Origin of the sequence: Shewanella sp. 10N.286.52.A9, assembly GCF_041468985.1 — a bacterium.
In the GTDB taxonomy this organism is placed as follows: domain Bacteria; phylum Pseudomonadota; class Gammaproteobacteria; order Enterobacterales; family Shewanellaceae; genus Shewanella; species Shewanella japonica.
Map to the genome: position 1 here is coordinate 40002 of NZ_JBFRJQ010000017.1, position 25656 is coordinate 65657.

Genomic DNA, 25656 nt, shown 5'->3' on the forward strand with positions numbered 1-25656 from the left:
TCGGCATTCATTGCCACTAACCCCTGTTTTAGATTGGAAACAGCTTTTGGCCAATGGCTAAAAGCTGGGTTTTTGCGGCTCCAATGTTGGCAAAGCAGTAAAAATAATTTCAATTAGGAGACATTATGAATAGCGTTATTAATCAAAGCATAGGTAAAACAATTCAGCATTGTTTAATGGGAACTATGTTAACGCTTTCTATTGCATCAATGACTTATAGCACGTCAACAGAAGCTGCAAGTATTGGTAATCAAGGAAGATATTTCACTAACAAAGTGACTGGAACGTCAGAAACAGTCAATTTATCAGGAAACGCATCGCAGCAAACGAGTCAGCTGCAGGCTGCAATTAACCGTGCGAGTAATAAAGCAAATGGCGGTGTTGTTAAAGTTATGGGCAACGACATCAAATTAGCTCAAATCGATCTTAAAGCGAATGTAAGGTTAGAAATTCAGTCAGGCAAAACCATTAAAATGGCAGATAAAGTGCTATTTAACTTAAACCGCAATGGCCAAGGTCCCCGTGCGCCGTTAATGCAGAATGTTGAAATAACCTCAACGGGTAGCGGTCGTTTTAATATAGACGTAAATAAAAGTGCCATCTTCTCTAATGCTATTCCTGTCAGAGTGGGGTATGTCAAAAACTTCGCATTATCAAACTTTAACATCAAAGATAACTATTCTATTTTCCCTTCGTTATTTATGGTGGCAGACAGTGATGCAAGAACGGTGGCTAATAACGCAACTTATGGCCGGATCCCCGAAAAAGGCGTAGTAGAAAATATTTCTGCAACCAAAGTGGCAGCAGGCTATGCCCTAATTCAGCTATTTAGTGGTAAGAAAATGCGTCTTAAAAACTTAGACGCTGAGGGTGGGTTAACGATTAGGTTAGAACCTGGTAGTGGCCGTCCTTCTGATTATTTAAATCAGGCTGGGCCAAGAGTGGGTAACATCGCTGATATTAAGATGATTGATATTGAAAACACTGAAGGAATGGCAGCTTTGTTCCTCAAACCCCATCAGAAAATATGTTCAGACATTACCGGCTCAAACATTCGCGGCGTGAATAGTGCTTTTACTATTATGAGCAATTCCAGCGACTCTAATACATTCAGTCGTGGTTATTTTGAAAGAACAAAGTTTACTGGGCGTATTTCGTTAACTAAAACCAAAAATACACCATTGGCAGATATTGGAGCCTCTTCACAATATTTTGTTGAACCAAGTGAAAGTGTTGGCAGAACGAAAATTGCAGATTTTCCAAATGATCCATCAGGACGTCGTTGGCATACTAAGCCAATGGCACCAGTGTTAATAGCTTCGGCGTTAAATCGCAATACGGTTGGTACCTCTGCTAAAGGTCGTTTTGGGATAGATATATCAAATGCCAATATTATTAAAACTGGCAACTATGAGCGTCCAACGAAAGTATTTTATCGTGAAGATGCAATAAAGCTGAACAATAAGCCTGCAACAGCCTGGATTAATAAATAATGCTTAATTGCCGTGAAGCAAACCATATATTGGCTTGTTATTAATACTTAACCCAGTGCGGTAATTAACTTTACCGCACAGTTGATATTTGATGGGGCTATATGGATATCACAAACAAGCGAGTTCAGCTAAGTGCATTCACTGTGGTTTTGCTCATCTTAGTTGCCAGCTTATTTTCAAGTATTGCGGGATACCGATATGCCGTTATTTCTTTAAAGGGAAATCAGTTTATTACCGCTGCTGAAGAAGCGCATCATTTAGCTAGTGAATTGCATCTTGGTAATAGCAAAGAAAACAAACGCGCTTTACAGCGTCGTTTTATCGCAGATTTTGATGTTAATACATTGCCAAATAATGCCATAAATGAATTTACAACAAGCTGCCAATTATTGGTCGGATTAAACAATAAACTGAACAATTTAAATACGGAATTAAATCTTATTGAGTTAATAGGTGAAATAAATTCAATAAAAAACGCTCAAGCTAAAAGCTTAGCAATTAACATGGTAGTTGAAGAAAGTGCTGGTTTTAAAGAAGAGGTGGCCAAGGGGTTATATAATTTTGTACTAGATAACCCGGATGATGAAATCGCATTCGAAATATTGGAACAAAAATTTTCACATAAAATAACCGCAGAGCAGCGACAAGCGTTAAGACGTCAATTACATGCAATTACACAGCCTGAATACATTAAGCGTGCTATTCAACTCACTAGTCAAACAGGGGCAATGACAGACGCTGAAACACAGTCTTTTAATCTGGAATATCAGCCTTTTTACGACTCTCCCTATGCAGAAGTAAGAGCCGCGGCAATAGAAGTGATTGGGCTTGTACAGCGAGAAGATGAGATTGAATTACTTGAACAAGCTTTGTTTGACGTTGATAACGATGTCAGTAATGCAGCCTTAACAGTGATAGGCCAAAGACAATTGAATGATCCTCAATTAATTAATGCCTTAACAATGTTACACGCACAAAATGGGCATAGTTTATCTACCGAGCATCAACAACATATTGAAGCTTTATTGTATGAGTTTGGTGTCATTTAAATGAAGTAATTATCAGTAATACCTTGTGTCATCACAGAGAAGATTTGGCAAAAATGTTAAATATAAATAATAACTTAGCGATAGAGAAATGGATGTTATGAATAATATACGGATAAATAATATAGTTGAGGCTGTGAGTCATTGGCGTGGTGCGCTAATCGGGGAGTCGTTAACGCGTAATATCACAACTAAAAATATGACTGCACTGTTAACAACGGCAATGCTGGCCATTTCTGTATCAGCAGAAGCTGCACCAGCGTTATCGGTTGATGCTAATACTGAAATAACGAAGGGTAAACAGCCTAATATTTTATTGATATTAACTGACGATCTTGGGTACAACGATGTCGGTTTTAATGGCTCAAAGGAAATTAAAACGCCTAATTTAGATCAACTGGCAGCGAATGGGACATCTTTTTCACAGGCATATGTCGCGCATCCATTTTGTGGCCCAAGTCGAGCAGCACTCATGACTGGTCGATACCCGCATAAAATAGGTTCTCAATTTAATTTACCGACTAAAGGCTCGTTTGTTGGGGTGCCGTTAGAAGAACAGTTTATTAGTAAACTATTACAAAGTAATGGCTATAACACCGGCGCTGTTGGAAAGTGGCATCTTGGCGAAGCGCCTGAATTCCATCCAAATGCTCGTGGTTTTGATGACTTTTATGGATTCACAGGAGGCGGTCACAATTATTTCCCACAACAATTCAAAGCGCAATATGCAGAGCAGATAAAGCAGGGGAATACGAATATCAATCACTACATTTTGCCTCTTGAGCATAATGGTAAAGAAGTAGACGAAAACGAATACATTACTGATGCTCTTTCACGTGAAGCGAGCCGTTTTGTCGCTGACGCCGCCAAGCATGATAAACCTTTCTTCTTGTATCTTGCTTATAACGCACCGCATGTGCCACTTGAGGCGAAACAATCTGATATGGATCAGTTTCCAACTATCAAAGACCAAAAACGTAAAACCTATGCTGGCATGGTGTACGCCGTTGACCGTGGTGTCGGTCAGATTGTTGAAACGCTCGATAAAACTGATCAACTTAATAATACTTTAATCGTTTTTATGAGTGATAACGGCGGCAAGTTAAGTAAAGGCGCCAATAACTATCCTTTAAAAGAAGGTAAAGGCAGTGTTTATGAAGGTGGTTACAGAACGCCGATGTTATTCCATTGGCCTGACAAGGTGGCATCAGGGCAACGTTTTGAACATCCTGTTTTAGCATTGGATTTGTATCCCACTTTTGCAGCGCTTGCTGGCGCAGACGTCCCGCAACAGAAACGTTTAGACGGTAAGAACATATGGCCAGCATTCAGTGCCAATAAAAACCCTCATCAAGATGAATTATTTTATGTCCTTCGTCATCGCAAAGGCTATAGTGATGCGGCAGTGAGACGTAATGAATGGAAAGCTGTAAAACACAGTCAACAACCCTGGAAACTGTTTAACGTCGAAACTGATGCCAACGAAACTGAAGATCTCAGTTCAAAGCACCGCAATAAATTGAATGATATGGTTCGTGAGATGGAAAAGTGGAGCTGGGATAATAAACAGCCTTTATGGTTTCACGAAAACTTTGAAGGAGCGGAATGGCGTCTACATGGCATGCCACGTTTTGACAAAACTTACTCTACCGAAAAGTAATCACCACACTTTTCCGTGTTTAGTTAAGTCATCATCGTAAGCCCTTACGGTGATGCATTGCAGCAGGATGTACAAATGCATAATTTATCAAAGCGATCCCTTTCACTTGTTAGCCTTGCCGTTATGATGGCTATAGGCGGCTGTCAATCCACCCACGATAATAATAACATCGATAATGTGAAGCCTTTGGTGTCATTTAGCGACACTCACGAAGACATCAAACTTGAGATAGTGAATCGCCGTAAATGGGATAACCCAGTCATTGCCGATTTTGATCAAGATGGCTTTCAGGATTTATTACTGACTGATCATGGATATAGCGTCAAACTATATTGGAACAATAATGGCGTTTACGACAAAGGTTATGATCTGATTGTCGGTGATATGCATGGTATTGGTGTAAGTGACTACAACAATGATGGCAAATTAGACGTACTCATTTCACGTGGCGGTGGCTCGGGTTCTAATGCTCGCAATGCAAAGCTTTACCATTTTAATGGCCGTGAAATCATCGAGGGAAATGAATTTAAACCACCGCTACAAAATTTACGAGGCCGAACCAGTAAGTTTTTTGATGCTAATAATAATGGCGACCTAGACCTGCTCTTAATGGGTTTTCCTTCACGAGCAAAAGGGCCTAAGCCTAAAAGCGATTCTGAAAACTTTGTCTACAAAAATGACGGTAAAGGCAATATTGTACATGTGACAGATTTACCTCAAACCTATCAAGATGGACAAAAGGTACTTATCACGGACTTTAATCAAGATCAGATAGATGACTTATTAATTTATGGTCATAACAGGCTGATTGCCCTTAAAGGCACAGGGGATTATCAATACCAAGATGTCACCGATACGTTATTTGAACAGGATATTAGGCATGTTACTGGCATTGCTGAAATAGATTATGACAATGATGGCGACTTTGATTTATACCTGACAAGAGCAAGGCCATTAGAAGCGGGTGACACCTTTTTCGATGAAAAATCTAACACTTTTGCGTTTTATACAAAACGTGGCAAATTTCGGTTTAAAGACTTGGTCATTGGCGACACTTTCGAGTTAGAAAATTATCAATCACCTTATCCAAGCCAAGATATTTTTGTGGGTGAAGGCACTTATAAATATCAATTTGAAGGTGAGCGTCATCGTGGCCAAAATGTCAAACTTGTGAGCAGTAATGCCTTAGGTTGGCCCGATAAACTGCCTAATAAAGGCATGTATGTCGGATATATAGGCAATGACACTTGGCGCATTGCTGGTAATACATTTTCGCCGACCACCGGTGTTATAAAAGGGGTAAAACAGTATGATGCGAATGTGCAACCTAGTGCACCGACTGATTTACTATTAGAAAATAAACACGGACGTTTTGTTGATGTGACTCAAAAAGCTAATTTAGCGGTCAACGAGCATACTTCAAGTGTGACCGTTGCCGATTTCACTAATTCGGGACATCAAGATTTATTAGTCATAAAACAAGGTGATTTATCAACTGAAACAAGTCAATTGTTATGGCTCAATAATGGTCAAGGACAGTTTACCCTTGCAAAAGGGCATGGAGTCGTCTCGAAAGAATTAGGCGCGCTAGGTGCTGGCAGTGATAGCTTTGATTATAACCAAGATGGTTTTGTCGATATCATTTATGCTAATGAACGGGGTCAATGGCACCTATTTAAAAATGAGTCGGTAGCGAAAGACAATACCAATTATGTTGTGCTAGACATTGGCAATTCGCCATCAAACGATGCCACAGCTATGGGAGCCGTGGTGTTATTGAAGGCATGTGGCCAAACTCTTTCACGTAAAGTTGGTGCAACAGGAGCGCCGTATACTCAGTCTTATAATAAGCATTTACACCTTGGTCTAGGCAGTTGTGAAAAAGTGGATTCTGCTCATGTTAAATGGACTAATGGTGAAAATCTAAAACAAACCAATATCAACCTGAATCAAATCAATGTCGTCAACTAAACCTTATCAATACGACTAAGTTAACAACGCCTCGATAATATCGGGGCGTTTTTATTGGTAATAAGGGTTGGTGAAATAATCATCATAGCTTAGGATGATATAAGTCACTGTTTTTCAATCTAAGAAGTTATGGCTTATATGATTGCGACGCAGTATTCAATGGTAATAAACACAATATTGATTGGCTTAAGCCTCGGACTTTTTGCCTTAATGACCTCAATATGGAGATTGAGTTATGTACGAAGAGTTAGCAATTTTAACTATTTTTGCTTTCAGTTATTGTTTAATCGCTGGCAGAGTCGAAAACTCGATGATTTCCGGGCCTATGGTGTTTGTGGTTGTTGGTTTTGTATTAGGGCCTGAGATGCTTGGCTGGTTAGGCAAAAGCGTTGATGGTTCAGGCATGAGAGTATTCGCAGATTTTACCTTAGCTGTCGTGTTATTTTGTGATGCGTCAAACAGTAATTTATCCATTTTAAAGCGCCATATTGCGATTCCATCAAGAATGCTGCTTTACGGGTTACCTGGTGCTATTTTAATGGGCTTTGCTGTTGGATACTTATTATTTCCTAATTTGAGTGTTTACGAAGTCGCAGCCCTTGCGACTATGCTGGCAGCGACAGATGCTGCGTTAGGTAAAGCTGTAGTGACGAGCCCAATAGTGCCATCAAAGTTGCGTGAAGGCTTAAATATTGAAAGTGGCCTTAACGACGGCATATGTGTGCCTATTCTGTTCGTATTTCTTGCGTTAGCAGCGGGTAGCGTTGTAGAAGGGCAAGTGACCCATATTGCATTTGAGTTTTTATTAGAAGAACTAGGCATTGGCTTAATTGTTGGGTTATCTGCCAGTTATTTGGCCAGTAAACTGATTCATTACTGTTATAGCAAAAATTGGATTACTGAAATTTGGAGCCAAAATATTGTTCTTAGCTTAGCGCTTTGTTGTTTTGCTATTGCGCAATCATTAGAGGGAAGTGGTTATATCGCAGCGTTTTCGGGCGGATTATTATTTGGCTACTTAATGAAAGAACACAAACATAAAATGATATTACCCACTGAAGGCATCGGCGAGATTTTAGCGCTACTAACTTGGATGCTCTTTGGGGCGGTGATTATCAGTCGTGCGTTTGAAGCATTTACCTGGACTATGCTGATTTATGCGTTGCTAAGTTTAACGGTAGTGCGAATGTTGCCAATATTCTTATCCCTAGGCCTTAAAGGGGAAAACGTGGCGTCACGGTTATTCTTAGGCTGGTTTGGTCCTAGAGGGCTTGCATCAATCGTGTTTGTTGTCATCATGCTCGAGCGAGATTTACCGGGCGGAGAGTTCATGGCAATGACAGTAATCTGTACTGTGTTTATTAGTTTAATTTTGCACGGTATGACAGCAAAACCATTATCGAAATGGATAAGCAGCCGAGTGAATTAGGCCAAGACAAAGCGGCATAGACATGAGTCTGCATGTAAATCTGAGACAGATGCCTATGCCGCGAATGATAGCGTTAGTTAACTAGCTGCATAATGATAACGATAATGAGCAGTGGACAAATAAATTTGACGTAAACAGGCCATACTCGCCAGAACAAGCTATCTGCATCTACGCCTTCTTGATTGGCAATATCTTTTAATAAATCATTTCTATGCCATACCCAGCCAACAAATACCGCAATCCACAAAGCAATTAATGGCTGAGCTCTTTCAGTTGTCATGGTAATAATAAAACCAAATAAACTAGCAAAATTAAACACGATTAATGAGGCAAGGATTGCAATAACCCCGCCGACCAATAATGTCGCCTTATTTCGGCTAATAGTGGTTTTTTCTACTATGTAACTGGTGGGTACTTCAACAATAGATATCGCTGACGTTAAGCCTGCTATGGTCATTAAGGCAAAGAATACAATAGCCAGTATATATTGACTATACCCACCAATTGAGTCGAATAATGCCGGTAATACTGTGAACACTAATGTATCAGAATTGAGTAAACTGCCGTCTTCTGCAAATATTTGCACCCCATTATGTTGTGCGACATACATTGCTGGAATAATCATCAGCGCGGCCAGAAATGCTACTGAGGTGTCCGTGAGAGTCACGTATGCAGTAAGCTTGGCTAAATTTTCTTGTTTATTTAAATAAGCGCCATAAACCATCATTGCGCCCGTACCCACAGATAATGAAAAAAAGGTTTGCCCTAGTGCGCTAACCAAAACATCAGTATGAAATACCATAGTAAAATCGGGTACCAATAAGGCTTTTAATCCCTCAATTGCACCAGGCTGACTCAAGATATACATCGCACCAGCAATAAGCATGATTAACAGTAGTGGCATTAATCTTTTTGACCAGCGTTCAATACCCTGTTGTACACCTTGTCTGATGACTAAGATAACTAATGCAATAAACACTAATGTGAACACTAAATTACGTGATACTGAAAATTCGGTGAGCCAAGCTGAAAGTGATTGCTGTTGAGAGAGTTCTGCAACGGGGGCTAATGCAAAACTAACAAACCAACCAGATAAAATACTGTAAAAAGTACAAATGAGCGTAGCGGTAATGATGGAAACAAAGCCAATGGCTTTACCTATTTTTCTTGAAAGGGCATTTGAGCCAAGTTTTGCCATTGAATCAGCTGGGTTAGTTTGACCATGACGACCGACCATTAATTCCGCCATCAACATCGGGTAACCCAGCAATACGATCAGTAACGCGTAAACTAATAAAAATGCACCACCGCCGTAGGTTGCCGCTTGTGTAGGAAACCCCCAAATATTGCCCACTCCTACAGCTGAACCTGCTGCAGCCATAATAAAACCGATTCTTGAACTAAATTGTCCGCTTGTATTCACGCTCATGCTTACGCTTAACTCTATATGTTAAAAAAGAGAGCGCATCATAGTGAAAATCAATAATGGGTCAATGAATAAAATAGCTTGGTCGATAAGTTAATGAGCAATAAATGATATGTTTAGATTCTATTTTTTGAAATAAAATTCTTTTATTTGGCTAACCATAGCAATTTGTTGTTATGTTTTTATCAATTGCGTTAACTGACGCAATTTAATTTGAGTTAAGTGACTTAGGCAAAGTGAGAGTTACTTCACAAAGGGCAGGGTCAACCCATAGGAATTGCAGTGGTACTTTTTACTTTTTTGAGTACAAAACTGGATTGAATACCCACAATATGCGGGTTTGTGGTCAACTTATTAAGTAAGAATTCTTTATAATCTTCCATATCCTTAACTAAGACTTTGAGTTGATAGTCAGCCTCACTGCCCGTTATCAGACAGCATTCTTGTACTTCATCATACTCACTAATGAATAACTCAAATGCGTTTAATACATCACTTGCATGTTTAGCGAGCCTGACTTGGATATAAACGGTGAGTTTTAGGTTAAATTGCTCAGGATTGAGTAATGTTGCATAACCATTGATATAACCTGCCTCTTCAAGAGATTTAACTCGCCTTGAGCAAGGAGAAGGTGACAAATTAACCTTTGCAGCTAGATCTTGATTTGAGAGCCTGCCATGGGTTTGCAATAACGATAATATGGCAAAATCTGTGGGATCTAATACTAAATTGGTCATATTCTATTCATCACTCTCGTTAAGAAATAACAACATGGGTTAATGTGAAAACGACATGTTCATTAAAACTAGTAAAGGTCAATTATAAGCGGGTTAGGACTTATTGTAATTAACTGAGTATAGCCAGTAAATACTGTTACTCATTGACTCATTTGCAATAATTAAAACCGAACCAGTAACCAATAAGCATGAAGCTGACTTTACGCGGGGAGTCGCTCAGAAAGCTTACATGCTTATTCGTTAAAACTGAACAGAAGGGCGGATACCGAGTGATACCCATACTGGCAAACAATAACGTGATGCTATCGAGTAAAACCTATTAATTTAAGACGGTAAAGAATAAATACAAGTCTTAATGAAGGTAATACACCAGAAGGTTGAATATTAAAATTACATTATGATATTTAAAGAAAAATCGACAACGAAAGTTGCAGAAAGGATGCAAAATACGTTGTCGATTGCTTAAATACAGCGGTTAAATAACTCAGTTGTCATCATTTAGCTGGCCCCTTTAATAAGGAATGTAACCTTATTATTTGGAGGCTGTTGGGGCAGCCTCCACAAAGTTAGCTATGTATCAAATGTGACTTTAGTTAAATCAGTGTCAACTTAGAAAATATACTGAACACTGCCACCATAAAAGCGATTCCAATCACGTGGGTAGAACCCTTGACCGTAACCTTCTTGGTTGGTGTTTTGACGTGTAGTGTAAGCTTGGTCAAATAAGTTTTTCACGTATAAACTGAAACGTAAATTATCTTGGCCAAAGTTAAAGTACAGATCCCAAATACTTGATGATGGGTTAGCACTTTGGTTTAGTGCTAATTCATTAATTGATTGAGTATGTGCACCGTTATAACGCCAGTTAGCTTGTAAGCTACCGTTCCAACCAGTATTACCGAACTCGGTAGAGTATTTAAGCGTACTGAACAATTGCTGCTCGGCATTATTCGGGAATGAAAGACCGGTTTGATCGAAGCGTTGTAAACCAGTTACTGGATCAGTAGTACAACGATCTGCTAACTCTCCACCGTCACCAGCAGGACAGTTGATTGGCGTATCAGAAAAGTCTTCATAACGTGCATCAAAGATAGCGTAACTTGCTGTCCAACGAAGATCTTCGGTGATATCGACAATTGCATCGGCTTCAAAACCAGTAGAGCGTGCTTCATTCGCATTAACATAACCTGCAAACACAACGCCGTTTTCTTCGTCAATAACACGTGTTGCACGAACTTGATAGTCTTCAACAGTCATATCAAAGTAGGTGATGTTAAATAACACATCATTATCGAAGAAGCCTGAACGTAAACCAACTTCAAAGTTAGTAGATTGTTCGGGTTTAGTTGGGAATTGATCGGCATCAGCTGGATTCGTATTCGTTGTTACAAAGTAAGATGCACCTTTGTAACCAGTCGAATAGTTGACGTAACCTCGGATAGAGCGAGTAAAGTCGTAGCCGATAACTGCTTTATAGATAAAGGCATCATCTGAATCAGAAAACGTTGTTTTTTCAGTTTGACGTTTAATTAATGATGGGTCAGTTTGCGACATGGCTAATACATCGGCGTATGTATCCATTCCGATACCATCAGCAGGAGTGAACAAGTCAGTACGCTCGAATGTTGCTTCACCGTTTTCATGTAATGCACGGAAACCAAAAGTTGCATCAAGCTGGTCAGTAATTTGATATTCAAATTGACCAAAAATTGCGTAGTTTTCGAAATTCGTTGTGAAGTTACCACCAGATAATAAACGCCCTGGGGTCAAGTCAGCCATCATGCTTTCATCGAATACTTGGCCTTCATACATACTTAAGAAGTTACGGGTAGATTGACGGTCATAACAACCAGATAACTCTCCACCGTTAATAAAACCGAAGTTACCTGCAATACAGCCATCACGGTTTTCAGAACGTTGACCTTCAGTATTGTGGTAGAACAAACCGACAATCCAATCAAACTTTTCATTATCAAAAGAGCTTAAGCGTATTTCGTGTTGGCTCACATCGACAGATTCATTACCACCAAAGGCTGAGCGCTCTAATGGGAAGTTTAGAGTGAAGAATCCAGAGCTATTATATAAGTCAAAATCACGGTAGCTACCATTATACGATAAGGTAAGATCGTCATTCAGATAATAGTCAGCTGCGATAGAAAAACCTAAATTTTCAGTAGAACCATAGTTCGCTTCTGGGTTACGTGCAGTAACTGGTTTTCCAACATCATCAAATGATTTAGATGAATTAATACGGTTGTAGGTTGTCCCTTCGATAGTACCGTCATCTTTCACGTTAATAATAGGTCTTGGCCCGTAATCTGGGTTTACAGGTCCAATTTGAGTCATAGAACAACAGTTGGTATCTGTTTCAGCATATTCTGCACGGAATAAAATATTAAAGTCTTCGCCGTCGTCATATAACAGTTGGCCACGAAGTCCTGATTTATCTTGTTCACCGATTTTGTAATCTTCATGACCTGGCATGGTATTGTCGATCCAACCATCAACTTCACTCCATTGTGCATTCATTCTGAATGCCCAATTATCACCGATCGGTACATTTACTACACCACTAACATCAATACCGTTATCTTGAGTGACTTCAGTTCGGATATTGCCGCCAACAGCATTTAAATTAGGTTTTTTGGTGACATAATGCAGCATACCCGTGGAGGTATTTTGGCCGAATAGGGTACCTTGTGGACCACGTAAAGCTTCAACACGTTCGACATCAGCGACCGCAAGGTTAAGCATTGACTGTCGAGGTAAAACTTCACCATCAATGACTACTAAATTTGATGATTGCAAACCAATAGAGTTAGTGAATGTTCCAATACCACGTGATTTTAGTGTAGTTGTTCGGATTTCACTGCTTTCATCAATACCAAAACCTGGTAGGTATTTAACAAGATCAAAGCCATTTTGTACGCCTAACTCTTGAACTAAGTCGCCATCGAGTACTTCAATAGAAACAGGAACATCTTTTAATGCTTGTTCACGCTTTTGCGCGCTGACCATGATGACTTCAATATCTTTTGTTGAAGCGGCCTGTTCAGCATTATCCGTTCCATCCTGCGCATATAGATTGCTTGATGTGGCTGCAAAAGAACAACCAGCCAGCAATATTGCTTTGTGCAATTTACTATATTTCGGCATTTTCTTACTCCGTGTATTTATTATTTATGTCTCATTGCGGGAATGTGACTTCCCCCCCCATACAAAATGAACCGAGTAAACGACGACTAACTGTTCACGATGTATTAAAACCTGCTTGTTGGTATATGTATAAAAAACAGGCAATACAGTTCATATGAAGTATTTAAACATATGATGTTTAAATGTGCAACATGTTAAACTTTTGTTATTTCCACGGTCTATCGCATTGATTTTCTGTTATTTATTGGTGAAATTGTCCTAGCTTGTGGTATTTTTGTAAATAAAAAAATCAATTTATTGTGGTGATAACAACCAAAAGCAAAGATTTCAAAAAGGATGGTTTATCAATAAAAGAGATAGAATTTAGGACAGGTTGTTGATGTCTTTTTACAGTAACCTCAATGATTAACGTTACTTTTCATTATCATGCGAAATCGATTTGCTGCTGTTAAATATTGCTAGTTGTTAGGTAAGCTCGAAAACATTGTTTATAAATTCAAACATCATATGTTTATTAAATTGCTATGTTTTGGTGTTGATTTAAGGTAGGTTAACAATATGTTGCGGCTTGGCTGAGTATATGAGGTCGCCAATCCTTTAACAGTGATGTCGGTATTAATGTCATGTTGTCTATGCTCGTTCTATATAGTCGCTGGGCATGTAGTTAGTCCTTATTAGTGTTTATGGCGTAAAGACCTTAGCTTGTAAGTCACGATTGTCAGCATGAAGTTGTAAATCATCGTGTATATGAAATGGAGTATTTTCTAAATGAAAGCATCAATAATAGGCAGTCTGGTATTGTTATCGAGTACCTTGTCTTTTAATACCTTTGCCGAAGAAGTCACTGAACAACCTAATATCATTTTAATCTTTGCCGATGATGCAGGTTATGGAGACTTTGGATTTCAGGGCAGTAAGGTTATGCAAACGCCACATTTGGATGATATTGCACAGCAAGGGGTTATTTTTGAGCAAGGTTATGTCAGCGATGCAACTTGCGGCCCTTCAAGAGCTGGGCTTATGACAGGTAAGTATCAACAACGATTTGGTTATGAAGAAATCAATGTGCCTGGCTTTATGAGTGATAACTCGGCTTTAGATGGTGCTGAAATGGGGTTACCACTAGATCAATTAACCATGGCTGATTATCTTAAAAAGCAAGGTTATAAAACCGCTGTGTTTGGTAAATGGCATCTTGGTAGTGCAGATAGATTTCATCCATTAAATCGTGGTTTTGATGAGTTTTTAGGTTTCAGAGGTGGCGACCGCAGTTATTTTCCTTACCCTGACACTACACATAGTGATATCAATGACATTATGTACGATAAACAACTTGAAAAGGGCATGGGTAACTTTGAAGAACGAGAAGGTTACTTAACTGATATTTTGGGTGATGCCGCGGCTGACTTCATCGAAAGAAACCAATCTGATCCTTTCTTTATTTACCTAGCATTTAATGCTGTGCACACTCCACTTGAGTCAAAGCCAGAAGATTTAAAGCAATTTCCTCATTTAACAGGAAAACATCAAGAACTCGCTGCTATGACATTAGCAATGGATCGTGCAACAGGTGTCGTCATGGACAAACTAGATGCATTGAATTTAACTGATAACACTATTGTTGTTTTCACGAATGATAATGGTGGGCCATCAGATAAGAATGCATCAAACAATGCCCCTTTAGCTGGCACAAAGTCAAATCACTTAGAAGGCGGTATCCGTGTGCCGTTTATTATGAGTTGGCCTGCTAAAATTAAAGAAAATCAGCGTTATACTTATCCTGTAAGCACAATCGACTTACTGCCTACTTTTGTCGCTGCGGCGGGTGGTTTAGATACTGTTACTGATACAGATGGTGTGGATTTAGTTCCGTACATTAATGGTGAAAATACTTCACGACCACATCCAGTCATGTACTGGAAAAAGGAAACCAGAGCCGTTATCCGTGACGAAGACTGGAAACTTATTCGTTACCCTGATAGACCTGCAGAGTTATACAATCTAGCATCTGATACAGGCGAGCAACACGATTTAGCTGCGAAACACCCTGAGCGTGTGAGAGCAATGTTTAAGTCATTATTCGATTGGGAATTAACGCTTGAACGCCCAAGATGGTTACTAAAGCGTAAGTTTGAAAAATACGATTTAGACAGAATGGATAAATATCGTGAGCCTGCAACTCAATAAGTATAAAAACAAAATAATAAGCCGGTGAATACAAATGAAAATTGAATCAGTAGAAGCCTTGTTGGGCTGCGTTGGCGCAAGAAATCAGTTACTTGTTAAAGTCGTGACTGAATGCGGTATCGTTGGGTGGGGCGAATCAGGTTTATCCAATCGTGAATATGCAGTGATGGGAGCTGTTAAACACTTTGCGTCTTTCCTTAAAGGTAAGGACGCACGACAAATTGGCCGTATTTGGCAAGAATTATACCGCAGCCATTACTTTGAAGGTGGCCGTGTTGTCACCGCTGCCATCTCTGCAATTGATATCGCCTTGTATGACATACTGGGTAAAAAGTTAAATGTACCTGTATATCAATTACTCGGTGGCAAACAGCGTGACACTATTCCTTGTTTTGCTTGCTGTTACACAGAGGCTGATCCCGATAAACTTGACGAACTTGCCAAAGAGGCCTTGGCCTTAGTTGAGTTAGGTTGGACGACCATTCGAGTGATACCGAGTCGTTTTGATGATCCAGTTTACTTTGAACCACAAGAGTCTATCACTCGCACAGCTCGCTGTTTAAATGACTTACGCAAAATACTGGGGCCAGATATTACCTTAGGTATTGATTATCATCATAGGTTGAGCGTGGCCGAAACCGCCTCATTTTGTCAGCGTTTAGCGCCAGACACCTTAGATTTTATTGAAGAGCCTATTCGTCACGAATCACCTGATGCGTACAAAACGTTAAGAACCATGACAAACATTCCATTTGCTATCGGCGAAGAATTTAGCTCTAAATGGGCTGCCAAGCCTTATATTGAGCAAGGTTTGACGCAATATTTACGTGTGGATGTGTGTAATATTGGTGGTCTCACTGAGGCGATGAAGGTTTCAGGCTGGGCAGAAGCGCATTATATTGATGTCATGCCTCATAACCCTCTAGGGCCAGTTTGTACTGCCGCAACCAATCATTTTGCAGCAGCTTTGCCTAACTTTGGTTTAATGGAAACCCATCAAGGGCCATTCAGCCCATTTGGAGCCCATGATAAGGCACTATTTCCTGTGCAGCATACTTTATCTGGCCCTCAATTTACGGTACCTGAATTACCCGGCTTAGGTGTCGAAGTGAATGAAGCCGCGTTTAGAAAAGCGACGCCGATTGAAGTTGAAGCGCCGCATTTAAGTAAACGTGATGGCTCACATACTAATTGGTAGTTTGACTAGGGACTGATTGAATGCAGCAAAATAACAGCATGTGTTACAAGGGATGTTATGAATAAGCTTTTTGATGCAAGAATTAACTATGTTGGTGAAAGCCCGTTGTGGCATCCACTTACGCAAACGCTTTATTGGGTTGATTTTCCCAATAAATTAATCAGAGGTAAGAGTGCTACACAAACTGTGGAATATCAGTTAGCCGAAATGGCCACGGCCATTGGCTGGATTGATGAAGCCCATTTATTAATTGCGACAGAAACAGGCTTATATCAATTTCACTTATTAACTCAAAAAACAGTGTTAATTATTAATGTAGAACATACATTAACAACGAATCGCAGTAATGATGGAAGAGCAGATCCTTGGGGCGGCTTTTGGATCGGCACCATGGATAACGAGGCAACTCTCAATAAAGGCAGTTTTTATCGTTACTATCAAGGTGAGCTGACTCAATATATTTCAGAACTGACTATTCCTAATGGGATGTGCTTTGATAAGTCTCGTTGCCGGGCATATTACGCCGATTCTCAGTCGCAGAAAATGTTTAGTCTTGAACTAGACCCTGAAAATGGTGCACCGCTAGCGGGCGTTAAGCCGACGTTATTTGCAGATTTTTCTTCAACAAAATTTTCACCCGACGGGGCTGTTGTTGATGCAAGTGGCAATGTGTGGATAGCACTATGGGATGGCGCTTGTGTGGTGTGTATTTCACCATCAGGTGAAGAGTTATCACGCATTGATGTTGGGACTCTGCGGCCAACTTGTCCTGGTTTCGGAGGCGCTAATGCCCATCAACTATATACGACGACAGCGCAATGTGGACTTGAACAAGAGCCTGTATTACCGCATGAACATGGCACAACACTGTTAGTCTCTGAGCAGATTAAGGGCGTATATGAGCCAGCTGTGATCATTGCCTAGATTATTGTTGTTTTTTCATTAAACGGAGTCACTGACTCCGTTTTTTTATCTCGTCATTCTCATTCTGGATGAATTCCTTCATCTCTGAGTAAATCCGGACTTTCTAAGCTCAGGAATAATTTTATTAACATTTCCATAAACATATTGCCTATTGAAACATCATATGTTTAAATCTTGTTAATAAATTATAACTAAACCCTCTTATCAGTAAATTTTACCTTGGTGAAACTCAAGTGAATTTACCAGACATAAGCAAGGTTAACTGACTGCAAAAAACTGGGGATTTCATCGTGATAGAGACATCAACCGCAGACAACGCTATAACAAAAACGAATAAACATATTCAAGCCATTAAATTTTCGATGATTGCCGCTTTCGGTGGATTTGTATTTGGACTTGATGCTGCAAACATTTCTGGCGCACTTCGTTATGTGAGTTCTCAATTTGAGTTGACCAGTCTGCAAACGGGCAATGTTGTGGGCTGTGCGATTGTTGGGGTTATTCTAGCGTTATTTTTTACAGGCAGTTTATGTCAACGTTTTGGGCGTAAAAAGGTGCTGATTGGGATTTCGCTTACGTATTCACTATCAACAGTTATATCAGCATTTGCAGTAAGTTATGAAATGTTGGTGGTAGGCCGATTTATCGGTGGGGTTGCTTTTGCCTCCATCACAGTGTCCGCCATGTATATCGGCGAAATAGCGCCAGCTAAACAGCGTGGTCAGTTTGTGTCGGTCAATCAGTTATTAATTACCTTAGGCAGCCTCTGTGCATTTATTATTAATTACTTCCTTGTAAAATCAATTGGAAACATTGAATCATTAACAGATGAAAATATTTGGCGATTAATGTTAGGTTTCGAAATTATTCCTAACATCATATGGTTCTCACTATTATTGACCATCCCTGAGTCTCCTCGGTGGTTAATCAGTAAACAACGTGATCAAGAAGCCCAAACAGTCTTTGAAAGAATTACTGAGCAGGGTGAAGTTGCCCCTTTGATGGCAGAGATTAAACAAACTGTTAAGCAAGACAGTAGCCAGTCAGTGATGCAGCAACTTAAATTATTATTCAGTAAGCCAATGCGGTTTTTAGTGTTAATAGCCGTGTGTTATGCGGTGGTTCAAGGGGCAACGGGTATGAATGCGGTGCTATTTTATGCGCCTACCGTATTTGAACAAATAGGCATGAGTGTAGAAAACACCTTTTTGCAGACCATTGTATTAGGTAGTGTGTCGGTGTTGTTTACCTTAGTGGCTATTTTTACCGTTGAAAAACTGGGTCGAAAAGCGCTGACCGTGATTGGCTTGTTGTTAATTACCTTAGCCCATGTCTCTATTTGGTATGGTTTTGATAATGCAAGCTACGTGATTAACCAACCTGTGATTGAAAAGGTTGCAGAGCAGCAAGTTGATGCCGATAAATTGTTACCGTTATTAGGTAAACACTACCAAACAGACGTTGAACTCAAAGCTGACTTAGCGAGTGTATATACCAAAAAAGAGTTGCCGTTAGTGAGTGGCGCTGTGATTAACGCATCAATTAATATTAATCCAGCTTTTGTATTGTTCGGTTTATTTGCATTTCTCGCTGCTTTTAACATGTCAATTGGCCCAATCATGTGGGTCATATTTTCAGAAATTTTCTCCAGTCGAGTACGGAGTGTCGCTTTACCTTTCGCAGCATTAGTGCAAAGTATATCAAGTTGGAATATTCAGCAGTTTTTCCCGTGGCAATTAGAAAATATGGGCGCTGCCAATACGTTTTTGTATTATGGTGGCGTGGCATTTATTGGCTGCATTGTAATGTGGTTAATCTTGCCAGAAACAAAAGGTAAAACGATTGAAGCGATTGAACGTGACTTGGTCACTGCAAAATAGTGGCAAAGAAATGAGCTGCATTAACCCTAAAACTGGCTCATACAAGAAATATCAATAACACAAAACAATAATAGAGATAACTATGTCTGAACGTTTATTAGGTGAAGTTGCGATTGTTACAGGCGGCGCAGATGGCATTGGAGCTGCTATTGCACAAGAGTTTTGCCTGCAAGGTGCTAAAGTGTGTATTGCTGATAGGAACGAAGCACTAGGTATGCAAGTGGCAAGTCAACTTGTTGCTCAAGGATTTGATGCCACTTTTTTTGCCGTGGATATCTCAGATGAAACATTAGTCAATGCCATGGTTGCTCATACAGTCGCAGAGTTAGGTGAGCCAAGCATACTCATCAATAATGCTGCATTAATAAGTCCAGGCAATGATATAGATGCTGTGGGCGTAGATGCGTGGAAAAAAAGTTTTTCAGTTAACGTGGATGGAATGTGGTTTTGCAGTAAAGCTGTGTACCCATACATGAAAAAGCATCAACGAGGTAGCATAGTCAATGTGGGCTCGGTTCATTCTTTTAAAATTGTACCGGGTTACTTTCCTTACGCAGTGACAAAGCATGCCGTTATCGGGTTAACAAGAAATATGGCGGTTGAGTTTGCCCAATTTAATATCCGCGTAAATGCGTTATGTCCAGGTATGATTGAGACGCCTATGGCATTCAAGTCATGGGATAATACCGATGACCCACAAGGCTCACGTAAAGCAATGGGCGATGTACATCCATTGAAACGTAATGGCACAACAGCTGAAATTGCCAAGCCTGCATTATTTTTAGCCTCAGACGATTCAAGTTTTATGACTGGCCAAAGTTTAGTTGTTGACGGTGGACGTTCTGTTATTTATCACGATTAATTATCATTGATGTTGTCGCTGACTCGTTCTTTCGTAAAGGCTTTATCAGGCAAGAAAGAAACCAATGTTGAAGTGATTACCTTAGCTAATGCACGTGTATCTATGAGCATTGTACCTGAATTAGGGGCTAAGATTGTCTCGTTAAAGTCGTTAACGAATCAATATGAATGGTTGCAGCAGTCACCTTATTCTAAGATGTCAGTGCCAGAATATGGCGACTCCTTTATTAATGGATTCGATACGGGAGGTTGGGATGAATGTTTTCCAAGTATTAAGCAAGAGATATACTCAGCAGAAGGTTATAAGGATTTAGCGCTACCAGATCACGGTGAACTATGGTGCTTACCTTGGAAGATTACTAAAATCATCGAAACTGATAACTTTGTGACATTGTCTTTATGTTGCCAAGGTAGGCAGCTGCCATATCAATTTACTCGCAGTATTACTTTACATAAAGACAGTCATGAATTTGTTATTCACTATCAACTGGCCAATCTTGGTCTTAATCCACTGCCTTATATGTGGTCAATGCATCCAATATTTGCTGCGCAACCTGGCATGCAAATACAACTTAGTGACAACGTAAAACAATTTTATACAGATAATGGCTTTAATCGTTTTTTTAATCATTCAGAGTCAGTAATTCATTGGCCATACTCTTACGCTCCTTCCAATCTCGATAGCCTAATTGAAAATCATACCTTTAAAGTAGGTGCTCAGGCTTTAAATCAGCCCTTCGCGAGTCAGTCCTGCGATAATCAGCGATATTCTCAATTTTGTTGTTTATCTTACGTGATGGACAAACAAAGCCATTTTGCATCAAAGCTCTTTAGTAAGCCCATGAATAACAATGCTCAAAATAACTTGATCACAGTTGCACTGACTCGTGAGAACGGTGCGCAGCGCTGTGGCTTTTCGTATTATTCAGATGAAGTGAGTCATGTTGGTCTTTGGCTCAATTATCAAGGATGGTCAGGAAGTGCATTAGCGCCAGCCTATGTTGTTGGGCTGGAGCCCTGTATAGGCGGACATGACTCACTGCAACAGGCCATGACTAAAAATGAATATGCGCAGGTTCCTGCGACCGGCAAGCACAGCTGGAGTGTTAGCTGTTTTATTGAATAACTGTCTGAATTAACCAATCTTGCTTTAAACCCATGTCGAGGGTAAAACATTTTTTTAACAATTTTAAGAGAATCTCTGCCGATAGGATTGTTATTTTAAACATCATATGTTTAAATAGTTATCATGTTATGTGGTTGTGAATTTTTACTTGTGATGAGACCTATTAATAGGTGACTTAGCTTTGCGCTAACTAGGCAAGCAGTTAACAACGAGTAATGTTTTAGAATGATACAAATGGAGCTGTACTAATGCTTTATAAAAAACTTTATATCGGTGGCGAGCTTGTTACAAGCAATGTAACGACAGATGTTGTTAATCCAGCAACATTGCAACCTGTAGGCAGTATCGCCGCTGCAGATATTCCACATGCTGAGCAAGCATTAGTGGCAGCACAAAATGCATTTCCGATTTGGTCGAAAACATCGATTAAAGAGCGTACTGATTGGATGTTTAAACTCCGTGATGCGGTAGTAGAAAATGAGCAGCATTTACGAGATTGTATTCAGCTAGAAATGGCAAAGCCTTGGTCATCAACGAAAGATGATTTCCAAATGTTAGTCGATAGTTTAGAGTTTTATGCTGATGCGATGTTAACCATGGAGCAAGAGCCGCTCGAAGACAAAGAGGGCACCCATTCACATGAGTTAAGACGTGAACCGTTAGGGGTCGCTGCCGCGTTTTTAGCTTGGAACTTTCCTTTACTTAATTTGGCTTACAAAATAGGTCCTGCGATGGCTGCAGGCTGTCCCATTGTCATTAAACCTTCGGTAAAAACACCATTATCAGCTTATGCAGTAGGTGAACTTTGCGCTCAAATTGGTTTGCCTGCAGGTGTTGTTAACATCATATCGGGTCCTGATCATAAAGTCGGTGATGCTATTTCGTCATCCACTATTCCAGCACTTTTAACATTAATCGGTTCAACGAATGTAGGTAAACATGTTATTGGAACCGGTGCGACATCGATCAAACGATATTCAATGGAACTAGGTGGTAATGCGCCCGCTATTGTGTTTGCAGATGCAGATTTAAATACTGCTGCTGATGTCATAAGTGGCGTTAAATTCAGTAATGCGGGTCAAATTTGTGTAACACCAAACCGCGTATTTGTGGATGAAACGATCGCTGCACAATTTATCGACATGCTACTGACTAAAGCAAGCAATGTTAAGGTCGGCTTCGATAAAAATGCAGACATCGATATGGGACCTTTAATGGATGAGGCTTCTTGGATTCGTATTGATAATCTCGTTAAGGATGCAATCAAACAAGGTGCAACACTACTTACAGGTGGCGGAAAGCCAAAAGGATTAGAGACAGGCTACTACTATAGCCCAACCATTTTAACGGGTGTCACACCAGAGATGGCGATATATCAGGAAGAAATCTTCGGTCCCGTTATTTGTATTTCAACCTTCTCAAACGATGAGGCTGTGCTAGCTGATGCTAATGATACTGATGCGGGCTTAACCTCATATATTTTCACCCAAAACGAAACCAGAATTGCCCATTTTTCGAGTGAACTGAGGTTTGCCGAAGTGCAAGTTAACGGCATTAAATATGCGATTAATCTGCCGCACTTTGGGATCAAGCAGTCAGGAGTTGGGGTAGATTGTTCGTTGCTAGCGCTCGACGATTACCTTAGCTACAAACGTATTTCACGTGCTCTTTAATCAGTATCTAGGATAGTTACTCATGAAAATTATTGAAATAAAAAGTCACGTACTGCAATACGATCTTGAAGAAGAATTGGGTTATTCACAGCAATATTACGCCCAAAGAACAACCCACCTTGTTGAGGTTATAACAGATGCTGGGATTACAGGTTGGGGTGAATGTTTTGGGGGCGGCGGGATTGCTTTTGCTAACAAAACCATAGTCGAGAAAGTTATCCAACCAATGATCTTGGGGATGGATCCATTAGACAGAGAAGTGATTTGGCACAAAGTCTATAACTTGATGCGAGATCATGGTCAGAAAGGGATGCCAATCCAATCCTTATCAGGTGTCGATATTGCCTTGTGGGACATTGCAGGAAAATTCCACAATCAACCCGTTTATAAGCTACTTGGCGGTGCGTTTAGAGAACGTATTCCTGCTTATGGTTATGGGATGATGTTACAGCGCTACGATGATCTTGAAGCTCGATTTACTGATGAAAGTGCAAGAATAAAAGCGATGGGCTTTAACGCAACCAAGATGAAAATTGGATTAAGCCCTGAGCGTGATATTAAATTAGTCGAAGCGGTACGAAAAGGCATTGGCGATGACATGCGCTTAATGGTTGATGCTAATCATGCTTACACCGCAAGAGAAGCGATTCCACTAGGACGTGAGTTACAAAACCTCGGCGTTTATTGGTTTGAAGAACCTGTGGCACCAGAAGATAAACAAGGGTATCGCGATTTATGTGAAGCCTTAGATATGACTATTGCTGGTGGCGAAGCTGAGTTTACTCGTTGGGGCTTTAGAGATCTCATTGAAAATCGCTGCGTTGACTTATTACAGCCAGAAGTCTGTGCACTTGGTGGGATTACTGAGTATCAAAAAGTGCTCGCAATGGCGCACGCACATTTTATTCCTGTGATTAACCATGTTTGGGGCTCTGCCATTGCGGTAGGCACAAACTTACACCTTTTGGCTGCATTACCCGATTTGCCTGGTGCAGCCCATCCAGTTCAACCTATGCTCGAATATGACACAACGCCAAATAGATTTCGTGAAGACTTGTTAAAAGAGCCATTAAACATTCTTAAACAAGTTAAGGAAAATCAAGGAAGTGTTGCTTTACCTCAAGGTCCAGGGATCGGAGTCGAGCCAGATCCTGACTTTATTAAGCATTACGAAGTCTCTTAATAGTATATCGAGAACATTCTCATGATAGAAAAATCATCATCTCAACCTGCGTTAATCGCGGTTGACTGGGGAAGTAGTAACTTTAGATCCTTCTTATTGGATCAACGGGGTCAAATATTATCTGAAGTAAGCGCAGCAAAAGGCATGCTTAATTTAGACAAAGAGCAATTCGAATCAACCTTATTACAACAGATAAGTCCTTGGATAAATGATCAAGGCAAAACGGAAAACAGTTCAAATACCAAAAGCCGCTTGCCAATACTGATGGCCGGAATGGTTGGCAGTGCGCAAGGCTGGAGTGATGCAGGTTATATCAGCTGTCCAGCAGATGCCATGCAAGCGGCTGAACAGTTACATAAAGTGACTAATCAAGCGCAACTTAATATTCACATTGTGCCAGGAGTAAAGTGCCAAACGAGTAATTTACAACCCGATGTCATGCGCGGTGAAGAAGTACAGGCATTTGGCGCAGTGGCTTTATTGGAACAAGAGTTAGGCTTATTAAATAACGCACAACTTGAAAAACTGGTGTTTTGTTTACCTGGTACACATTCAAAGTGGATCAGAATGGCAAAAAGTGATGCGGGTGACGCATTAATTGATGATTTATCTACGCATATGACTGGTGAGGTTTATAACCTGATTGTTGAACATAGCATTTTAGGTAAAGGTCTAGCTAACACCAATAACGAAATGGCTTTTGATATTGCGAGCTTCTTGAAAGGCGTTCATACCAGTCAGCGTGAAGGTGGATTATTACATCATTTATTTAGCGCCAGAACATTAAGGTTAGAACAGCGCTTAACTGAATCAGATGTCAAAAGTTATATTTCTGGTGTACTCATTGGGGCAGAACTCAATGCAGTACTGACATCATCGCCTAATCTTGAACATATTTATCTTATTGGTGGTTCACAACTTAATTATTTATACAGCGAAGCATTAAAAGAATTGGGGTATCTATCAACGACGGTTAGTAGTTCGAAAGCGTCTGCCGTTGGCATGTTAAATATCGCAAAACAAGCAAAACTTGTAACATCAAAGGACATAGGATAATGACTATTTCATTAACAGATGCATTAAAAGAATTACCTTTAGTGGCAATTTTACGTGGCGTGACTCCTGAAGAAGTGATCGCTATAGCTGATGTACTTGTAGCAGCAGGATATCGTGTAATTGAAGTGCCGCTGAATTCTCCTAATCCTTATGAAAGCATCAAACGCTTGAGTGAAAAGTATGGTGACTCTGTTGTAATAGGTGCAGGGACGGTAGTATCGAAGGAGCAGGTTGATTTAGTCAAAGAGGCGGGGGGGAGAATTATTATATCGCCTCATGCAGATATCGACATTATTCAATACAGTAAAAAGCTGTCTTTATATAGCGTTCCAGGTTTCTTAAACCCGACTGAAGCTTACGCCGCAATTAATGCAGGTGCAGATTCATTAAAGTTATTTCCTGCTGATACAGTTGGTCCTAAAGGATTAAAAGCGATGTCAGTTGTGCTACCAAAAGAGATACCGATTTTACCGGTGGGTGGCGTATCCCCAAATACAATGAAAGCGTTTTTAGATGCTGGAGCCAGTGGTTTTGGTTTAGGTAGCGGTTTATACAAAGCGGGCATGTCAGTTGAGCAAACGAAGCAAAATGCATTGTCTTATGTTGATGGGTATCAAGCCGCCGTTAACATTCATTAAGTGATAAATTGC

18 protein-coding genes are annotated in these 25656 nt (G+C 40.1%); 15 read left to right on the plus strand and 3 right to left on the minus strand.

Annotation, left to right across the window (positions count from 1 at the left end; all coding sequences use genetic code 11):
• The first annotated feature begins 125 nt into the window (after window positions 1-125).
• The 5 genes from AB4128_RS14340 to AB4128_RS14360 all read left to right on the plus strand — a co-directional run bounded on the left by AB4128_RS14340 (window position 126) and on the right by AB4128_RS14360 (window position 7599).
• Window positions 126-1493 (plus strand): hypothetical protein, encoded by a 1368-nt coding sequence (locus AB4128_RS14340; protein WP_055024040.1) that lies wholly within the window; start codon window positions 126-128, stop codon window positions 1491-1493.
• Window positions 1494-1594: 101 nt separating this feature from the next.
• Window positions 1595-2542, plus strand: coding sequence for a HEAT repeat domain-containing protein (locus AB4128_RS14345; protein WP_372038107.1), 948 nt, complete (start codon window positions 1595-1597; stop codon window positions 2540-2542).
• Between the two features lie 97 nt (window positions 2543-2639).
• Window positions 2640-4199, plus strand: coding sequence for a sulfatase (locus AB4128_RS14350; RefSeq protein WP_372038108.1), 1560 nt, complete (start codon window positions 2640-2642; stop codon window positions 4197-4199).
• A 75-nt stretch (window positions 4200-4274) separates the two neighbouring features.
• Entirely contained in the window at window positions 4275-6170 is a 1896-nt protein-coding gene (locus tag AB4128_RS14355; RefSeq protein ID WP_372038110.1) for a CRTAC1 family protein, read from the plus strand.
• A gap of 235 nt (window positions 6171-6405) precedes the next feature.
• Window positions 6406-7599 carry a cation:proton antiporter gene (locus AB4128_RS14360; RefSeq protein WP_372038112.1) on the plus strand — a complete coding sequence of 398 codons (1194 nt, stop codon included), beginning with the start codon at window positions 6406-6408 and terminating at the stop codon, window positions 7597-7599.
• 73 nt (window positions 7600-7672) lie between these two features.
• Here the strand turns inward: AB4128_RS14360 and AB4128_RS14365 are convergent, their stop codons facing one another.
• The 3 genes from AB4128_RS14365 to AB4128_RS14375 form a co-directional block, all read right to left on the minus strand.
• Window positions 7673-9028, minus strand: coding sequence for a sodium-dependent transporter (locus AB4128_RS14365; protein ID WP_372038114.1), 1356 nt, complete (start codon window positions 9026-9028; stop codon window positions 7673-7675).
• Window positions 9029-9288: 260 nt separating this feature from the next.
• Entirely contained in the window at window positions 9289-9762 is a 474-nt protein-coding gene (locus tag AB4128_RS14370) for an Lrp/AsnC family transcriptional regulator (RefSeq protein ID WP_055024035.1), read from the minus strand.
• A gap of 609 nt (window positions 9763-10371) precedes the next feature.
• On the minus strand, window positions 10372-12918 hold the full coding sequence (locus AB4128_RS14375) for a TonB-dependent receptor (protein ID WP_055024034.1): 2547 nt from the start codon (window positions 12916-12918) through the stop codon (window positions 10372-10374).
• Window positions 12919-13686: 768 nt separating this feature from the next.
• On the opposite strand from AB4128_RS14375, the gene AB4128_RS14380 reads away from it, so the two are divergent.
• The 10 genes from AB4128_RS14380 (at window position 13687) to AB4128_RS14425 (ending at window position 25644) form a co-directional block, all read left to right on the plus strand.
• A complete protein-coding gene (locus AB4128_RS14380; protein ID WP_055024033.1) occupies window positions 13687-15105 on the plus strand; it encodes a sulfatase-like hydrolase/transferase in 1419 nt (472 codons plus the stop codon).
• Between the two features lie 34 nt (window positions 15106-15139).
• Entirely contained in the window at window positions 15140-16303 is a 1164-nt protein-coding gene (locus AB4128_RS14385) for a mandelate racemase/muconate lactonizing enzyme family protein (protein ID WP_372038115.1), read from the plus strand.
• Between the two features lie 57 nt (window positions 16304-16360).
• The gene (locus tag AB4128_RS14390) at window positions 16361-17227 is read left to right on the plus strand and encodes an SMP-30/gluconolactonase/LRE family protein (RefSeq protein WP_372038116.1); all 867 of its coding nucleotides are present in this window, start codon (window positions 16361-16363) and stop codon (window positions 17225-17227) included.
• A 290-nt stretch (window positions 17228-17517) separates the two neighbouring features.
• On the plus strand, window positions 17518-19107 hold the full coding sequence (locus AB4128_RS14395) for an MFS transporter (protein WP_372038118.1): 1590 nt from the start codon (window positions 17518-17520) through the stop codon (window positions 19105-19107).
• Window positions 19108-19189: 82 nt separating this feature from the next.
• The gene (locus AB4128_RS14400; protein ID WP_055024030.1) at window positions 19190-19969 is read left to right on the plus strand and encodes an SDR family NAD(P)-dependent oxidoreductase; all 780 of its coding nucleotides are present in this window, start codon (window positions 19190-19192) and stop codon (window positions 19967-19969) included.
• A gap of 9 nt (window positions 19970-19978) precedes the next feature.
• Window positions 19979-21094, plus strand: a complete 1116-nt coding sequence (locus tag AB4128_RS14405) for a hypothetical protein (RefSeq protein ID WP_372038119.1) — start codon at window positions 19979-19981, stop codon at window positions 21092-21094.
• Window positions 21095-21342: 248 nt separating this feature from the next.
• Complete coding sequence (locus tag AB4128_RS14410; RefSeq protein ID WP_372038121.1) at window positions 21343-22767, plus strand: aldehyde dehydrogenase family protein; 1425 nt, start codon at window positions 21343-21345, stop codon at window positions 22765-22767.
• Between the two features lie 22 nt (window positions 22768-22789).
• Window positions 22790-23950, plus strand: a complete 1161-nt coding sequence (locus tag AB4128_RS14415) for a mandelate racemase/muconate lactonizing enzyme family protein (RefSeq protein WP_055024027.1) — start codon at window positions 22790-22792, stop codon at window positions 23948-23950.
• Between the two features lie 21 nt (window positions 23951-23971).
• A complete protein-coding gene (locus tag AB4128_RS14420; RefSeq protein ID WP_372038123.1) occupies window positions 23972-25006 on the plus strand; it encodes a 2-dehydro-3-deoxygalactonokinase in 1035 nt (344 codons plus the stop codon).
• Window positions 25006-25644, plus strand: coding sequence for a 2-dehydro-3-deoxy-6-phosphogalactonate aldolase (locus tag AB4128_RS14425; protein WP_372038124.1), 639 nt, complete (start codon window positions 25006-25008; stop codon window positions 25642-25644). The genes AB4128_RS14420 and AB4128_RS14425 overlap by 1 nt, the downstream gene beginning before the upstream one ends.
• Window positions 25645-25656 lie beyond the last annotated feature (12 nt).

What these genes read in the sequence shown, in the direction of transcription:
- AB4128_RS14385 (WP_372038115.1), top strand. Translation starts at nt 15,140, where the DNA reads ATGAAAATTGAATCAGTAGAAGCCTTGTTGGGCTGCGTTGGCGCAAGA.
- AB4128_RS14380 (WP_055024033.1), top strand. Translation starts at nt 13,687, where the DNA reads ATGAAAGCATCAATAATAGGCAGTCTGGTATTGTTATCGAGTACCTTG.
- AB4128_RS14415 (WP_055024027.1), top strand. Translation starts at nt 22,790, where the DNA reads ATGAAAATTATTGAAATAAAAAGTCACGTACTGCAATACGATCTTGAA.
- AB4128_RS14360 (WP_372038112.1), top strand. Translation starts at nt 6,406, where the DNA reads ATGTACGAAGAGTTAGCAATTTTAACTATTTTTGCTTTCAGTTATTGT.
- AB4128_RS14350 (WP_372038108.1), top strand. Translation starts at nt 2,640, where the DNA reads ATGAATAATATACGGATAAATAATATAGTTGAGGCTGTGAGTCATTGG.
- AB4128_RS14345 (WP_372038107.1), top strand. Translation starts at nt 1,595, where the DNA reads ATGGATATCACAAACAAGCGAGTTCAGCTAAGTGCATTCACTGTGGTT.
- AB4128_RS14355 (WP_372038110.1), top strand. Translation starts at nt 4,275, where the DNA reads ATGCATAATTTATCAAAGCGATCCCTTTCACTTGTTAGCCTTGCCGTT.
- AB4128_RS14400 (WP_055024030.1), top strand. Translation starts at nt 19,190, where the DNA reads ATGTCTGAACGTTTATTAGGTGAAGTTGCGATTGTTACAGGCGGCGCA.
- AB4128_RS14425 (WP_372038124.1), top strand. Translation starts at nt 25,006, where the DNA reads ATGACTATTTCATTAACAGATGCATTAAAAGAATTACCTTTAGTGGCA.
- AB4128_RS14365 (WP_372038114.1), bottom strand. Translation starts at nt 9,028, where the DNA reads ATGAGCGTGAATACAAGCGGACAATTTAGTTCAAGAATCGGTTTTATT.
- AB4128_RS14370 (WP_055024035.1), bottom strand. Translation starts at nt 9,762, where the DNA reads ATGACCAATTTAGTATTAGATCCCACAGATTTTGCCATATTATCGTTA.
- AB4128_RS14390 (WP_372038116.1), top strand. Translation starts at nt 16,361, where the DNA reads ATGAATAAGCTTTTTGATGCAAGAATTAACTATGTTGGTGAAAGCCCG.
- AB4128_RS14405 (WP_372038119.1), top strand. Translation starts at nt 19,979, where the DNA reads ATGTTGTCGCTGACTCGTTCTTTCGTAAAGGCTTTATCAGGCAAGAAA.
- AB4128_RS14410 (WP_372038121.1), top strand. Translation starts at nt 21,343, where the DNA reads ATGCTTTATAAAAAACTTTATATCGGTGGCGAGCTTGTTACAAGCAAT.
- AB4128_RS14375 (WP_055024034.1), bottom strand. Translation starts at nt 12,918, where the DNA reads ATGCCGAAATATAGTAAATTGCACAAAGCAATATTGCTGGCTGGTTGT.
- AB4128_RS14340 (WP_055024040.1), top strand. Translation starts at nt 126, where the DNA reads ATGAATAGCGTTATTAATCAAAGCATAGGTAAAACAATTCAGCATTGT.
- AB4128_RS14420 (WP_372038123.1), top strand. Translation starts at nt 23,972, where the DNA reads ATGATAGAAAAATCATCATCTCAACCTGCGTTAATCGCGGTTGACTGG.